The following is a 12746-nucleotide window of genomic DNA, read 5'->3' as shown; positions in this document are numbered from 1 at the left end:
GTAGCGCAGCATGAGGTCGATTGCACCGCCGAGGACGTTGCCGACGGTGGGACTGGTGAAGACGCGATTGGTGGCGCTGTTGGCCGCACCGACGACCGTGTCGTACGCCTTCCAGCCGAGTTCGTGCAGCTGGCGATCGATTCCCTTATCGGCAATATCGGCAACCAGACGCTTGACCTTGGTGGTCGGCGGCTCTGGCATGAGGGTTTGAGCGAGTTTCAGGATTTCATCGGAAAAAGTAGAGTCGGTGGAATTCAGTTTGCTCCTTGAGTTGTGATCGCTGTCGGCCATTTGATGTTTCCCCTCGGGTTCCATAAATCTTGGGTCAATCGTGACCTGTGTAAGTTGCGGTAATATGACAGTTACGTCAAGCATTAGATATGCTTACGTTTGTCGCAGGTGTGACCAAACCAGCAAATCGGGCAGAAAATTCGGTCGGGCTGTCACATTCGCGACAATTACATCGATTGTGCTAGCTAGGCTTGATGGTTGCGGAAGGCCCAGTTGATGCCAAATCGCTGATGCGGCTCAAGTCGCTCTCCTGGATGCGCGATGAGCAGGCGGCGCGGCTCGCGTCGGCATCGGAACCGCTCAGGGTGCGCCGCGAGGGCGCTATTTTCAGCGAGGGCGAGGCGTCGAGTCACGTCTATATCCTGCTCTCGGGCGTGGCGAAGCTGTGTTACGTGAATCGCGAGCAGCGCGTGCTGGTCGGGTTCGTGGGACCGGGTGAAGTGTTCGGATTGTCGTCGCTGCTGCCGCAAACCACGCGGCCGTTTCGATGCGAGGCGTACAGCGACTGCTTGGTGGCGGTGGTGAAGCCGGAAATTTTTGTGGATACTGTGCTCGGCGTACCGCTCGAGCGCCTCAGCATAATCCTGGACGCGACGGTCGGGCGATGGTGGGGGATGCTGGTGCGGTACGCGAACTTCGTCGGGCTCGGACTGCGCGAGCGGCTGGCGGGTGCGCTGCTCGAGCTGGCGGAAAAATTCGGCGTGCGCGACTCGCGCGGCACGCTGCTGACGATCAAGCTGACGCATGCGGATTTGGCGGAGCTGGTGGGCGCGTCGCGGCAGCGCACCACCGAGCAGCTCAACGACTTCGAGCGCGAGGGCGTGATCACTCGCGAGGGACGCCGGCTGATTATAGTGCCGGAGAAATTATGGCAGCTCGCGCAGATGCGGCATCCGAAATGAGGAACAGAAATGGCATCGGACAAATTCGCTAACGCAAACGGACTCCGGCTTCACTATATCGATTACGGCAACGAGGGCGCGCCGTGGATTGTGTGCGTGCATGGACTCACCGCCAACGCGCATAGCTTCGACGCGCTCGCCGGTGTTCTGGCGGCGAAGTATCACGTGATCTCGGTTGACGTGCGCGGCCGCGGCGATAGTCAGTGGGGTCCACCGACGGAATATCTCAACCAAAACTACGTGACCGATCTCGCGAAGATGCTCGAAGGGCTGGGCATTGCACGCGCCAGCCTTGTCGGCACCTCGATGGGCGGAATCACCTCGATGATGTACGCGGGCGGATGGCCGGAGCGCGTCGAGCGGCTGGTCGTGAACGATATCGGACCGGAGATCGATCCGGCGGGAATGGCGCGAATCGCGAGTTACGTCGGCGAGGCGCCGGAGCGGTTCAAAGATATCGGCGAAGTGGTGAAATACTACAAAGAAAATTATCCACAGCTGGCGAAACTGGCGGACAGCGTCGTCGCCGAGCAGGTGAAGTGGTCGGTCAAGCCGGGTAGCGATGGCGCGCTGGCGTGGAAAATGGATCCTAACGTCAGGCGACCGCTGCGCGGCGGCACCGCGCAGCAGCGCTTCGACTTGTGGGTGCCGTACGCGCGAATCGCGTGCCCGATCCTGATCGTGCGCGGCGCCGACAGCGATATCCTCGACCGCGGGACGGCGAGTCGGATGTGCAAGGTGCTCAAGCGGGCGAAGACGGTCGAGGTGCCGGGCGTGGGACATGCGCCGTCGTTGATGGAGCCAGAGGCGCTCGGCGCGATCAAGGAATTTTTCGGGATTTAATCCAGTTAGTGCGGAAATTCCACCATCACTTTCGCGCGAGTGCCGGGGCGCTTCAGCGCGGTGAACATGTCGGGGACCTGCTCAACGTTGATCACGTCGGTGATCATCGGCGTGGCGTCGATGGTGCCGTTGGCAAGCGCGTCGATGGTTTCCTGGAATTCGCCGCGAGTGTAGGCGAGTGCGAAATTGATTTGCACTTCTTTCATCACGCAGCTCAGCGGATAGATGCTGTCGGCTTCCATGCACACGCCAATCACGACTACCTGGCCGTGGCGTCCGACCATCCCGATCGCAGCACCGAGCGTGGACTTGACGCCGATACATTCGAAGACCACTTCGGGCGGGCGTCCGGTGATCGATTTCACCGCGTCGGCGGGATCGCCCTCGGTCGGGTTGACGACGGCGTCGGCGCCGAGCTTCATCGCGAGCTCGGTGCGGCCCGGCGCGAGTTCCGACACGACTACTGCGCCGGCGCCCTTGGCCTTGGCCCATATCAACGTCGAGAGCCCAATCGGCCCCGCGCCCATCACGACCACTCCCATGCCCGGCTCGATTGACGCGTGATTCACGCCGTGCAGCCCGACTGAAAGCGGCTCGACCAGCGCGCCGGCGCGGGAGCTGACGTTGGCGGGAAGTTTGAGCAGGCTGGCGGCCCCGCACGCGACGAACTCCGCGTATGCGCCCGGGAGCTGGCCGAGTCCCAGGCTGCGGAGCTTGGCGCAATGCATCGCGTCGTCGCGCTTGCACCAGGTGCATTGCCCGCACGCGATGTACGGCAGCGAGGTCACGCGATCGCCGACGTGGTAGCCGTTGACGTCGGCGCCGACCGAATGGATCTCGCCGCAGAATTCATGGCCCATCACGGTGTCCGTCGCCATCCCGATCCCGTACTGGACGGCGTGCAGATCGGAGCCGCAGATTCCGCAGTTGTGCACCTTGAGCACGACTTCGCCGGCGCCCGCGACGGGATTCGGCACGTCGATAACGGCCATCTCGTCTCTTTTCTTGAACACTGCTGCTTTCATTGCGAACCAACCTTATCCAATCGGGCGACGCGCTCCAACCGGCCCTACTTTTGCTGTATCAGTTCGATCTTGTAGCCGTTGGGATCCTCGATGAACGCGATCGCCGTCGTGCCGTGCTTCATCGGGCCGGGTTCGCGCACGACGTTGACGCCCTTTTGCTTCAGGTCGGCGCAGGTCTTGTAGATGTCATCGACCCCGAGTGCGACATGTCCATACGCAGTGCCGATTTCGTACTTCGAGGTGCCCCAGTTCCAGGTCAGCTCGATGACGGCGTTTTCTTTTTCGTCGCCGTAGCCGACGAAGGCGAGAGTGAACTCGCCGCCGGGGAAATCGTGCTTGCGTAGGAGTTTCATCCCGAGCTTGTCGCAGTAGAACTTCAGCGACTCGTCGAGGTTGTTAACCCGAAGCATCGTGTGCAGAACACGCATGGCGATTATCCTTTCGGCTTTCCGGCGCGTTGTGCGCGCTTCGAGTCGATCGCTTTGGTCAGCTCGCCCTTGATTTCGGCGAAGATGTCCTCGGTCGGCGCGATGCCCGCCGCTTTCATCCGCTCGACCAGTTCGTAGCGCTCGAGCGCGAGCATCTCCTTGGCCTCATGCTCATGCAGACGTTTGACGCGCACGAGTTCGAGGATCGCAAGCTCGCGAACGCGCGCGGCGAAGTCGGACTCGGTAAGCTGGGCGTCGAAGATGTCGTCCGGAAGGTCGATTTTGAGATTCACAATCATGCTTGAAGTAGGACTTTCCGCAATCGGGAAAGTATTGTCAAACGCACTCTGTCCCCTCCCCCGTTCGTGGGGGGAGGGTTAGGGTGGAGGACCTTTGCGGCGCGATTGTCTGTTGCGCCGGACACTTCCGTCACAAATACGAGAACGCCGCGGCGAATTTTGCTTTGCCGCCGGATTCCAGCACGTCGCCGTGCGTTACTATCACCCGATCGAAATCCCACTCCAGAATCTTCGCGACCGATTCGCGCGCGGCCTTGCGGTCGCGAATCACCATCCGAATGAGGCGATGCGGTCCGAAACGGCCCCGGCCGCCAACCAGCGTGTAGAAGACGCGCGCGTCCTTGAAATCCGCCGGCACATTGAAGACCAGGTCTGTAAAAATCGCAGACCGGCTCGGCCGGTGAAAAAACACCACCTCGTTCAACCCCGTCGCGCCCTTGAACAGATGCTGATCGATCGCGCCTGCCCATTCGGACTGCGGTTCGTCGCCGAGCACCGCGTCGAGTGTCAGATCGCGCCGCGCGCCCATACGGGCTCTGAAGTCCGCGATATCGCCGACCAGTCCGGGCGGTCCGTACAACTTGGCGCCGGGCCAGGTCTTTGTGTAGTCGCCGACGAACAGATGATGCGCCCGCGACGGCGCCACGACCGCGCGAACTTCGCCGAGTGCGTCGAGCGCTTCCTTGGTTTCGTAGTCGAGCTTGGTCGGCGAATGCAGGAAGAGGCCGCCGTTCGGCAGCTTAATCACCGTCATCCGCGTTCCAATTTTTGCGATGCCGGTGTTGAAGTCGGGCTGATCGACGATCCATAGATTCGGGGCGAGATTCTTCGGCTGCGGCATCCGTATGAATTAGCGCGACAGGAAGAGACGCACCAGACTTCGCGGGTTCCTAACCTCTCCTTGTCCGAGAGAGCTCTGCATAACCCGGTAAGCAGCTCTTCCCCTCTCCCAAAGGGAGAGGATCGAAGGTGAGGGACCTTATTCAGCGCGCATCTTTTGCGCGCGCTTCAAGATTCCGCCTCTGCTCTGAAGGCGCGCCGATGTTATGCAAAGCTCTCTCGGACAAGGAGAGGTTCGGATCCCGAGCCTTTGCAGAGCGTGGGTTAATGTTTTAAGTTCATGCGCGAGAATTGTTTGCCGATCGTCAACCGCCGGTACAGGCACTCGAGCCGTGCCAGGAGAAATGCGCGATGGATTTCAATTTCAATCCCGAAGACGAAGCGTTCCGGATGGAGTTTCGCGAGTGGCTTAATGCCAACAAACAGTTCGCGCCCCATCTGGGCGAGACCACCATCGGAATGGCCGAGGGGCGGGGCGCGTTCGACGAGCAGAAACGCTGGGCCAAAAAGATGGCCGAGGGCCGATGGCTCGCGCCGAGCTGGCCCCAGCAATACGGCGGACGCGGCGCGGGAATCCTGCAGAATATCGTCTATGGCGAGGAGCTTGCGCGCGCGGGCGTCTCGGCGCCGATGATCGGAATGGGTATCAGCCTGTTCGGGCCCACGCTGTTGCATTGGGGGACCGAAGAGCAGAAGCAACGCTTCATCCCGCCGATCATGAAGGCGGAAGAAGTCTGGTGCCAGGGATACTCCGAGCCGGGCTCGGGCTCCGACCTGGCGTCGCTGCAGACGCGCGCGGTCGAGGACGGCGATTACTTCGTCGTCAACGGGCAGAAAGTGTGGACGTCGATCGCGCAGCACGCCGACTGGATCTTCTTACTGGTGCGCACCGATCCCGACGCGCCCAAGCATAAGGGGATCAGCTATTTGATGGTCGATATGCACAGCCCCGGCGTGACGGTGCGGCCGCTCGTGCAAATCACCGGCAATAAGGGATTCAACGAAGTTTTTTTCGAAGACGTGCGCGTGCCGAAGAAAAACCTGGTCGGCGAGAAAAATTCGGGCTGGCAGGTCGCCATCACGACGCTGATGTTCGAGCGCTCGGGCGGCGGCGGCGATCGCGGCGGGATGTCCCAAGTGCGCGAGCTGGCTGCCCTCGCGAAGTCTTTGCCGCGCAACGGCGCGACGGCCTGGGATGACGGCAGCGTGCGGCAGAAAATCGCGGAGTTTGCCTGCGAGGCGACTGCGCTCCGCTACACCGGATACCGCCAGCTCACGCGACGCCTGAAGGGGATGCCGCCGGGGCCGGAAGGCTCGATGATGAAGTTATGCGGCACCGAGCTGAACATGCGAATCCAGTTGTTCGCGATGGAACTGCTTGGGCCGTACAGCCAGATCGAGTACAAGGCGCCGTTCGCGATCGACAAGGGCAAGTGGTCGTTTCGGATGCTCGCGGCGCGCGGCGGCACGATTGCGGCGGGCAGCAATCAGATACAACATAATATTATCGGCGAGCGGGTACTCGGACTGCCTAAGGGCTAGGCGCTGCGCGAGAATCGTTTAGAACACGGGAGACGAATTCAGTCGATGGATTTCAACTATACGCCGGAAGACCAGGCATTTCGCACCGAAGTGCGCGCGTGGCTCGAAGCCAACAAGAAATTCGCACCGCCGCCGAGCAATATCATGGCTGACGAGGGCGCCGGCGACTGGGAGGCGCGCGTCAACTGGCACAAGAAGTTGAACGAAGGCGGCTGGGTCGCCGTCAACTGGCCCAAGGAATACGGCGGTCGCGGCGCCACTGTGATGCAGCGCCTGATCTATCGCGAAGAACTGGGCCGGCTCGGGCTCAACGAGCCGATGATCGGAATGGGAATCAGCCTGCTGGGGCCGACCCTGATGCATTGGGGGACCGAAGATCAGAAGCGAAATCACATTCCGAAAATTTTGAAGGGCGAGGAAGTCTGGTGCCAGGGATACTCGGAGCCGGGCTCAGGCTCGGATCTGGCTTCGGTGCAGACGCGTGCGATCGACGACGGCGACGACTTCGTCGTCAATGGGCAGAAAGTCTGGACCTCAATGGCGCAGCATGCGGACATGATCTTCGCGCTGGTGCGCACCGATCCCGACGCGCCGAAGCACAAGGGAATCAGCTATCTGCTGGTCGACATGCACAGTCCCGGTGTGACCGTGCGTCCGCTGGTGCAGATGACCGGCGGCAAGGGCTTCAACGAAGTCTTCTTCGAAGACGTTCGCGTGCCGAAGAAAAATATCGTCGGCGAGCGCAATAACGGATGGCAGGTCGCCATGACCACGCTGATGTTCGAGCGCGGCAGCGGCGGCGGCGAAGGCTACCTCGGCGAAGTTCACGAGCTGGCGCGGCTCGCCAGGCGAATCCCGCGCAACGGCAGCAACGCGTGGGACGATTCGAGCGTGCGGCAGCGCGTCGCAGAGTTCGCAGCGGAGGCGCTCGCGCTGCGCTACACCGGCTATCGACAACTCACTCGTCAGTTAAAGGGGATGCCGCCGGGACCGGAAGGCTCGATGATGAAACTGTGCGGCACCGAGCTCGGGCTCAAGATCGCGCTGTATGCAATGGAATTGCTCGGGCCTTACAGCCAGCTCGAATTCAACGCGCCGTTCGCAGTCGATAAGGGCAAGTGGTCGTTCCGAATGCTGGCAGCGCGCGGCCCAACAATCTACGCCGGAACGAACCAGATCCAGCACAACATCATCGGCGAGCGAGTGCTGGGGTTGCCCAAAGGGTAAATCCCTTTATTTAATGCGGAACCTGCCCTGGGTTCCGCACCTCCTTTGGCAGGGTGACCCCTGCACCCGGTGAAAAGTACTAATCGTAAAATGGCGAGGACTTTTTTTCTTGCCTCGCCCCCTGGCGGGAGAGGCCGACGCGTCCGCGCGCGGCGGGTGAGGGACCAAATTTTTCCGAAATTCCGAATCTTTCCTGCCCGCCGCGCATTATCCACATTTTTACGCGCATTTTACTTTACTGTTACCGCTGTTCATGGCAGTGTCGCGCGAACCCGCAATTCGTATGCTGCTGCAACTCACCGCCTCCGCCTACTTTGACTTTCTCCAACAGTTTGCTTCTCTCGCGCGCGACCCTGTCCACTACGGCGTTGGAGTGCCGCGCGGCGACGGCCGTCCCGTCTTGCTGATACCGGGATTCACCGCCGGCGACTGGTCGCTCGGCATCTTGGCGCGATGGCTGGGGCGCATCGGATACAAACCCTACCTGTCGGGAATCGATCTCAACGTTGGATGTCCGCGGCGCAAGGTGGAACTGGTCGGATGGCGGACGGAAAAAATCGCCCACGAAGCCGGAGAGCGCGTGACTATCATCGGGCATAGCCTGGGAGGCGTGCTCGGCCGCGCGATCGCCGCGACCAATCCCGCGATCGTGCGCGAAGTGATCGCGCTTGGTTCGCCGATTCGCAACGGCTGGACCGGCGTGCACGATCAAGTCCGTCCGGCGTTGCAGGAGATCCAGTCGTTCTGGCAGACGTTCTCCAGCGTTCCTGAAAATTGCGGAACGATGGAATGCTCGTGCGGTATTGCGCAAGCAGTATTCGCGCCGACTCCCCCGCGCAGCCGCTTCAGCGCAATCTACACGCGCCGCGACGAGGTCGTGCAGTGGCAGGCGTGCATCGACGACCAAGGCTCCAATTACGAGGTGTCCGGACTGCACGTCGGCCTGATCGTCAATCGCGAGGTCTATCGGTTGCTCGGATCGATTCTGGCCGGCGCCGCAGTCGAGAACGCCGCCGCTTGAACCTTTCCCGCCTGTAGTTAGTATTCATCACTGGTATTCGACCGAATGAGGAGGTTCCGACGTGGCAGCAGTTCGTAATTTCGCCGAGAGCAAAGACGGGCTCAAACTTCGTTACGAGATTCGCGGAGATGGCGAGCCGGTCGCTCTAATCATGGGCTTCAGCGGCTCCGGCCGCGGCTGGGGCGAGCCGTTCCTGAAACTGATGGAACAGCGGTTCAGGATTTTCGTGATCGACAATCGCGGCACCGGCGAAAGCGACAAGCCCGACAATGAGTTTACGCTCGGCGACATGGCGGCGGATATCGCGGCGGTGCTCGATCACGCGAAGACCCCGCGCGCGCATATTTTCGGAATCTCGATGGGCGGGATGATCGCGCAGGAGTTCGCGCTCGCATATCCGTTGCGCACGCGCGGGCTGGTGCTCGGATGCACCAACTGCGGCGCGAGTCATTCCGTACCCGCTGATCCGGCGGCGATCGCGAACCTGATACCGGCGCCTGGCATGGATCCGATCGAGCAGGCGCGGCGCGCATTCTCGGTGGCGTGCGGAAAAGCGTTTCTGAATTCCACAAAGGGCCAGGCAATTCTCGACCAGGCGATAGCGGAAATGGGCAACTACCCAGTTACGCCGATGCACACCTTCATGCGGCAGGGACAGGCGATTGGGGGGTTCGATAGTTTCGCGCGGCTTGGACAAATCAAGTCGCCGACACTTATTATTCACGGTGACGACGACTCGATCGTGCCGTATCCAAATGCGGAAGTGTTGCAGGGCGCGATCAAGGGATCGAAGAAGCATACGCTCAAGGCCGCGGGTCACATGTTTTTCTGGGAAGCGCCGGAAGAAACCGTGCGCGTAGCAATTGACTTTCTGTCAGCAGCAAAGTAACCGCCGGAGATTCACATGGCAAACTACGAAACCGTCATTTACGAAAAGGCCGAGGACAAGATCTTCCGGCTGACGCTCAATCGGCCGGAGAAACTCAATGCGCTGTCGCAGAAGCTGCTCAAGGAACTCGACTCGGTGATGGACGAGTACGAATCGAATGCCGACGCCAGCGTCCTGATCATTCGCGGCGCGGGACGCGCATTCTCGGCGGGCTACGACTTGCAGGGCACGCAGCATCCGGAGTCGAAGTTCACCGTCACTAACGACCGGCTCGGGCTGCACAAGACAATCGAGCGATGGCAGCGGCTGTGGGCGATCAACAAGCCGACTATCGCACAGGTGCATGGCTACTGCCTGGCGGGCGGCACCGAGTTCGTCGGGCACTGCGATATCGTGTTCGCCAGCGAGGACGCGCAGTTCGGGCATCCGGCGGGCCGCTCGCTTGGGATACTGCCGACGATGTCGATGTGGCCGGTGCTGATGGGTCCGCGCAAAACGAAAGAATATTTTTTCACCGGCGATTACATGTCGGCGAAAGAAGCGCTCGAGTGGCACCTGGTGAATCGCGTTTTCCCCAAGGACAAGCTCGAGGAAGAGACGATGAACTACGCGCGCCGGGTTGCGATGGTCCCGGCGGAGCTGCTGATGCTCCACAAGGCTGCCGTGAATCGCTATCTCGACATCATCGGGATTCGCGCGGCTGAGCAATCGGCGGCGGACATCGACGTGATCGCGCACCAGACCGACACGGTGAAGAACTGGATGAAGGCTAGTCGCGAGAAAGGTCTCAAGGGCGCGCTCACGGAACGCGATCGTCCGTTTGCGAAGAAGGCATAGCGCAAGGATCCGGGGAAACAATCAGGCAATGAGGAGAGCGAGGGACAATGATCAAACGTGCGTTGATGGGGGCGGCGGCCGTTTTTATCGTCGCGTGTAACTCCGGACCATTACAAACTGCCGACAACTCCGTCGGCGGTGCCACCATCGTTTCCACCGCTCAAGTACCGATGGCTGCGGCGACGTCGAGCCTTACGCTCGACTGGGGAAAGAAGGCGCAGGCCGGCCAGGTCGCGATTGCCGACGTTTTGACCTACGGCGGCTCGACCCCGACGATTACCGCACCCGCCGGGTGGCAGCTGATCCGTGACGATTCCACCGCGACGACCCGTCAGTCGCTGTATTGGCATGCAATCCAGGCCAATGATCCAGGCGAGTTGACGTGGACCTTCAGCCAGCCGGTTGCCGCCCAAGGCGCGCTTGTGTTGCTGGACAACGTGGCTCCGGGCGCGCCGGTGGATATGAGCAATGTCAAGACGGGCACCGGCGGCGACGTGAAGTCCGCCGGCTTGACCACGACCGCAGACGGCGACCTGGTCCTGATTTTTGCGGCGACGGATTTTGAAAACGCGCCAATCCTGGCGCCAATTGCCAGCGACATGACCGCGGTCGTCAAACAGGAGCAGGCGCCCCATCAATACTGGATCGTCGCGACCTGGCAGGCACAGAACGGCGCCACCGAGGAAACCGAATTCAATTTCCCGCAGCTCTTCAACTGGGTGGCCGCGCAAGTAGCGATAAAGCATGGGACGCATTGACGCGCGCTCCCTGGCGTCGCGCCCGGTCCTGGCGACGAGCCGTCAGTTTCTTGCAGCGGCCGTCGCGATCGTCGTCGTGGGATACGCGGCCATCTTCGCGGCACGTTGGGATTTCACGAGTATCGATCATATTTCGGCGATCCTTGCGATCGGCGCGCTGCTGTACTCATTTCGGATAATGGATACGCAACGGATGGTCGCCGAGCAGGCCATCAGGCGCGACGAGTTACTCTCGCAGTTCGCGGTCTTTGTACTGTTCCTCGCGTTCTACTCGTTAACCGCGGGCTCCGACACGAATCCCTACAACGCGCACGTACGACAGGCGGTCGCCTTCATCCACGGCCACACTTATATTGACGCGCCGAATTACATCGAACACGCGCAGCTTGGGCCATACAGCTATCAGCTTCATCCGCCGCTGCCGGCGATCCTGCTGATGCCGTTCGCGGCGATCTGGGGTCTGAACACCAATCAGAATTACTTTGCGATAGTTGTAGGCGCCCTCGACCTGGCGCTCGCCTGGCGCGTGCTGGGACGTTTTCGCCTGACGCTCAATGCGCGCAAGTGGCTCACTGTGTTTTTCGGCGCCGGCACGATCATTTGGTACGAGACGATCGACGGCAGTAGTTGGGCGGTGTCGATGACGGTCGCGGTAATGATCACGCTGCTCGCACTAGATGAGGTATTCGACCAGGGGCGTCCGGCAGTGGTGGGATTGTTCGCCGGAATCGCCGCGCTCGCACGCTACGATCTGGCGTTCGTATGGCCGGTATATGCCGCGCTGTTGCTGTTCTGGCGCCGCCGCAGCATCCTCCAGATGTTCTGGTTCATCCCGGGGTGCGCGCTGGCGGGGATAGCTTACATAGCGTTCAACTTCGCTCGCTATCACAGTATCTTCGACCAGGGGGTCGCCTCGTACCTTTCGACGACGCCGGAGTCGGGCAAGGCGCTATTCGCGATACGATGGCTGCCGAACAATCTGTTCACATTGTTTTTCATGGCGCCGCGCATCGACACCAAATGGCCCTTCATCTATCCAACCTTCGGCGGACAATCGATCCTCACGACCAGCCCGGCCTTCCTGCTCGCATTCAAGCCTAGTTGGCGGCGGTGCATTGTCGATCTGGTCGCGGCGGGTGCGCTGCTCTCGGCAACGCCCGTCCTGTTTTACGTCGGTAACGGCGCAACGCAATTCGGCACTCGCCACTTTGTACACGTGTTTCCCTGGGTTCTGCTGTTGATGGCGCTTGGCTATCGCCGGATGGATCAGTTGTCGCGGGTCTTGATCACAGTTTCGGTATGCCTGCTGGCATGGGGTGTCTATTGCATCCGGTTCTATGGCCTCCCGGCATGAAAGCTACTCTGATGCGGCGCATTCGAACTCGTCCTGGCGACGACGCTCCTTGAACAAAGTCTTTTCCGCCGGGCTGCTGACTGCGGTAAGCGCGTTGCTGCTTCTGGTTGCGGAGTTGACCCTGCTTCGACAAGTAGATTCGGAACCAGTGCAACCAGTTGTGGTCGGTCTTCACGCGGGAACATTTGTAGTCAGCAGCTATCTGCCCCGAATAGGCGACGACCAGCGCTATGAAATCACCTTCTCAAACAATAGTGGCACGGTGACAATAGAGCGGGGCGATAGCGGAACCAGATGCGAGGGTTCGCGAGAAACGATTTCTCTACTCACGAAGGATAGTGGTACCTTTCAACTTCACGATGACGGCGGGCAAACCGAGATTTGCGCCGTGGTCTCACGCGGTTCGCCCACGATGGTCCTAAGTGCGAAGCCCTTCATCGAGCGATAAAGCGACCACGACTTCCGGCCCGGGAGGCGGCAGCGCGTGAAA

The 12746-nt window shown here is 60.8% G+C and carries 14 protein-coding genes; 9 read left to right on the top strand and 5 right to left on the bottom strand.

What is annotated here, in order from left to right; genetic code table 11:
* Positions 1 to 291: hypothetical protein (locus VIW95_RS07025; protein WP_331584784.1), on the bottom strand; the 291-nt coding region annotated here is incomplete at its 3' end.
* 194 nt (positions 292 to 485) lie between these two features.
* On the opposite strand from VIW95_RS07025, the gene VIW95_RS07020 reads away from it, so the two are divergent.
* Together VIW95_RS07020 and VIW95_RS07015 are read left to right on the top strand one after the other, a co-directional pair.
* Complete coding sequence (locus VIW95_RS07020; protein WP_331584782.1) at positions 486 to 1193, top strand: Crp/Fnr family transcriptional regulator; 708 nt, start codon at positions 486 to 488, stop codon at positions 1191 to 1193.
* A 9-nt stretch (positions 1194 to 1202) separates the two neighbouring features.
* Positions 1203 to 2036 (top strand): alpha/beta hydrolase, encoded by an 834-nt coding sequence (locus VIW95_RS07015; protein ID WP_331584780.1) that lies wholly within the window; start codon positions 1203 to 1205, stop codon positions 2034 to 2036.
* Positions 2037 to 2041: 5 nt separating this feature from the next.
* Here VIW95_RS07015 and VIW95_RS07010 read toward each other — a convergent pair whose 3' ends face one another.
* The 4 genes from VIW95_RS07010 to VIW95_RS06995 all read right to left on the bottom strand — a co-directional run bounded on the left by VIW95_RS07010 (position 2042) and on the right by VIW95_RS06995 (position 4629).
* Positions 2042 to 3061 carry a zinc-dependent alcohol dehydrogenase gene (locus tag VIW95_RS07010; RefSeq protein ID WP_331584778.1) on the bottom strand — a complete coding sequence of 340 codons (1020 nt, stop codon included), beginning with the start codon at positions 3059 to 3061 and terminating at the stop codon, positions 2042 to 2044.
* Between the two features lie 44 nt (positions 3062 to 3105).
* Positions 3106 to 3489: a lactoylglutathione lyase gene (gene gloA / locus VIW95_RS07005; protein ID WP_331584776.1), complete on the bottom strand. Its 384-nt coding sequence runs from the start codon at positions 3487 to 3489 to the stop codon at positions 3106 to 3108.
* A 5-nt stretch (positions 3490 to 3494) separates the two neighbouring features.
* Positions 3495 to 3782 (bottom strand): hypothetical protein, encoded by a 288-nt coding sequence (locus VIW95_RS07000; RefSeq protein WP_331584774.1) that lies wholly within the window; start codon positions 3780 to 3782, stop codon positions 3495 to 3497.
* Positions 3783 to 3918: 136 nt separating this feature from the next.
* Complete coding sequence (locus VIW95_RS06995) at positions 3919 to 4629, bottom strand: DUF4336 domain-containing protein (protein ID WP_331584772.1); 711 nt, start codon at positions 4627 to 4629, stop codon at positions 3919 to 3921.
* 350 nt (positions 4630 to 4979) lie between these two features.
* Between VIW95_RS06995 and VIW95_RS06990 the strand changes: the two genes are divergently transcribed.
* From VIW95_RS06990 to VIW95_RS06960, 7 genes are all read left to right on the top strand, one after another.
* Positions 4980 to 6170: an acyl-CoA dehydrogenase family protein gene (locus VIW95_RS06990; RefSeq protein ID WP_331584770.1), complete on the top strand. Its 1191-nt coding sequence runs from the start codon at positions 4980 to 4982 to the stop codon at positions 6168 to 6170.
* 45 nt (positions 6171 to 6215) lie between these two features.
* Positions 6216 to 7397, top strand: a complete 1182-nt coding sequence (locus tag VIW95_RS06985; protein ID WP_331584768.1) for an acyl-CoA dehydrogenase family protein — start codon at positions 6216 to 6218, stop codon at positions 7395 to 7397.
* A 253-nt stretch (positions 7398 to 7650) separates the two neighbouring features.
* Positions 7651 to 8418, top strand: coding sequence for an alpha/beta hydrolase (locus tag VIW95_RS06980; RefSeq protein ID WP_331584766.1), 768 nt, complete (start codon positions 7651 to 7653; stop codon positions 8416 to 8418).
* 61 nt (positions 8419 to 8479) lie between these two features.
* Positions 8480 to 9307 carry an alpha/beta hydrolase gene (locus VIW95_RS06975; RefSeq protein ID WP_331584764.1) on the top strand — a complete coding sequence of 276 codons (828 nt, stop codon included), beginning with the start codon at positions 8480 to 8482 and terminating at the stop codon, positions 9305 to 9307.
* 15 nt (positions 9308 to 9322) lie between these two features.
* Positions 9323 to 10144, top strand: a complete 822-nt coding sequence (locus tag VIW95_RS06970; protein WP_331584761.1) for an enoyl-CoA hydratase-related protein — start codon at positions 9323 to 9325, stop codon at positions 10142 to 10144.
* A 47-nt stretch (positions 10145 to 10191) separates the two neighbouring features.
* Positions 10192 to 10902 carry a hypothetical protein gene (locus VIW95_RS06965; RefSeq protein WP_331584759.1) on the top strand — a complete coding sequence of 237 codons (711 nt, stop codon included), beginning with the start codon at positions 10192 to 10194 and terminating at the stop codon, positions 10900 to 10902.
* A complete protein-coding gene (locus VIW95_RS06960) occupies positions 10889 to 12256 on the top strand; it encodes a hypothetical protein (RefSeq protein WP_331584757.1) in 1368 nt (455 codons plus the stop codon). Before VIW95_RS06965 ends, VIW95_RS06960 begins: the two co-directional genes overlap by 14 nt.
* Positions 12257 to 12746: the final 490 nt, after the last annotated feature.

It is taken from the genome of Binatus sp. (SeqCode), from assembly GCF_036522015.1.
GTDB lineage: Bacteria > Desulfobacterota > Binatia > Binatales > Binataceae > Binatus.
The sequence above is the reverse complement of the archived record's forward strand: the minus strand, read 5'-3'. Positions and strand labels throughout refer to the sequence as shown.

What these genes read in the sequence shown, in the direction of transcription:
- VIW95_RS06965 (WP_331584759.1), top strand. Translation starts at nt 10,192, where the DNA reads ATGATCAAACGTGCGTTGATGGGGGCGGCGGCCGTTTTTATCGTCGCG.
- VIW95_RS06980 (WP_331584766.1), top strand. Translation starts at nt 7,651, where the DNA reads ATGGCAGTGTCGCGCGAACCCGCAATTCGTATGCTGCTGCAACTCACC.
- VIW95_RS07020 (WP_331584782.1), top strand. Translation starts at nt 486, where the DNA reads ATGGTTGCGGAAGGCCCAGTTGATGCCAAATCGCTGATGCGGCTCAAG.
- VIW95_RS06960 (WP_331584757.1), top strand. Translation starts at nt 10,889, where the DNA reads ATGGGACGCATTGACGCGCGCTCCCTGGCGTCGCGCCCGGTCCTGGCG.
- VIW95_RS06985 (WP_331584768.1), top strand. Translation starts at nt 6,216, where the DNA reads ATGGATTTCAACTATACGCCGGAAGACCAGGCATTTCGCACCGAAGTG.
- VIW95_RS06970 (WP_331584761.1), top strand. Translation starts at nt 9,323, where the DNA reads ATGGCAAACTACGAAACCGTCATTTACGAAAAGGCCGAGGACAAGATC.
- VIW95_RS06995 (WP_331584772.1), bottom strand. Translation starts at nt 4,629, where the DNA reads ATGCCGCAGCCGAAGAATCTCGCCCCGAATCTATGGATCGTCGATCAG.
- VIW95_RS07015 (WP_331584780.1), top strand. Translation starts at nt 1,203, where the DNA reads ATGGCATCGGACAAATTCGCTAACGCAAACGGACTCCGGCTTCACTAT.
- VIW95_RS07010 (WP_331584778.1), bottom strand. Translation starts at nt 3,061, where the DNA reads ATGAAAGCAGCAGTGTTCAAGAAAAGAGACGAGATGGCCGTTATCGAC.
- VIW95_RS06990 (WP_331584770.1), top strand. Translation starts at nt 4,980, where the DNA reads ATGGATTTCAATTTCAATCCCGAAGACGAAGCGTTCCGGATGGAGTTT.
- gloA (WP_331584776.1), bottom strand. Translation starts at nt 3,489, where the DNA reads ATGCGTGTTCTGCACACGATGCTTCGGGTTAACAACCTCGACGAGTCG.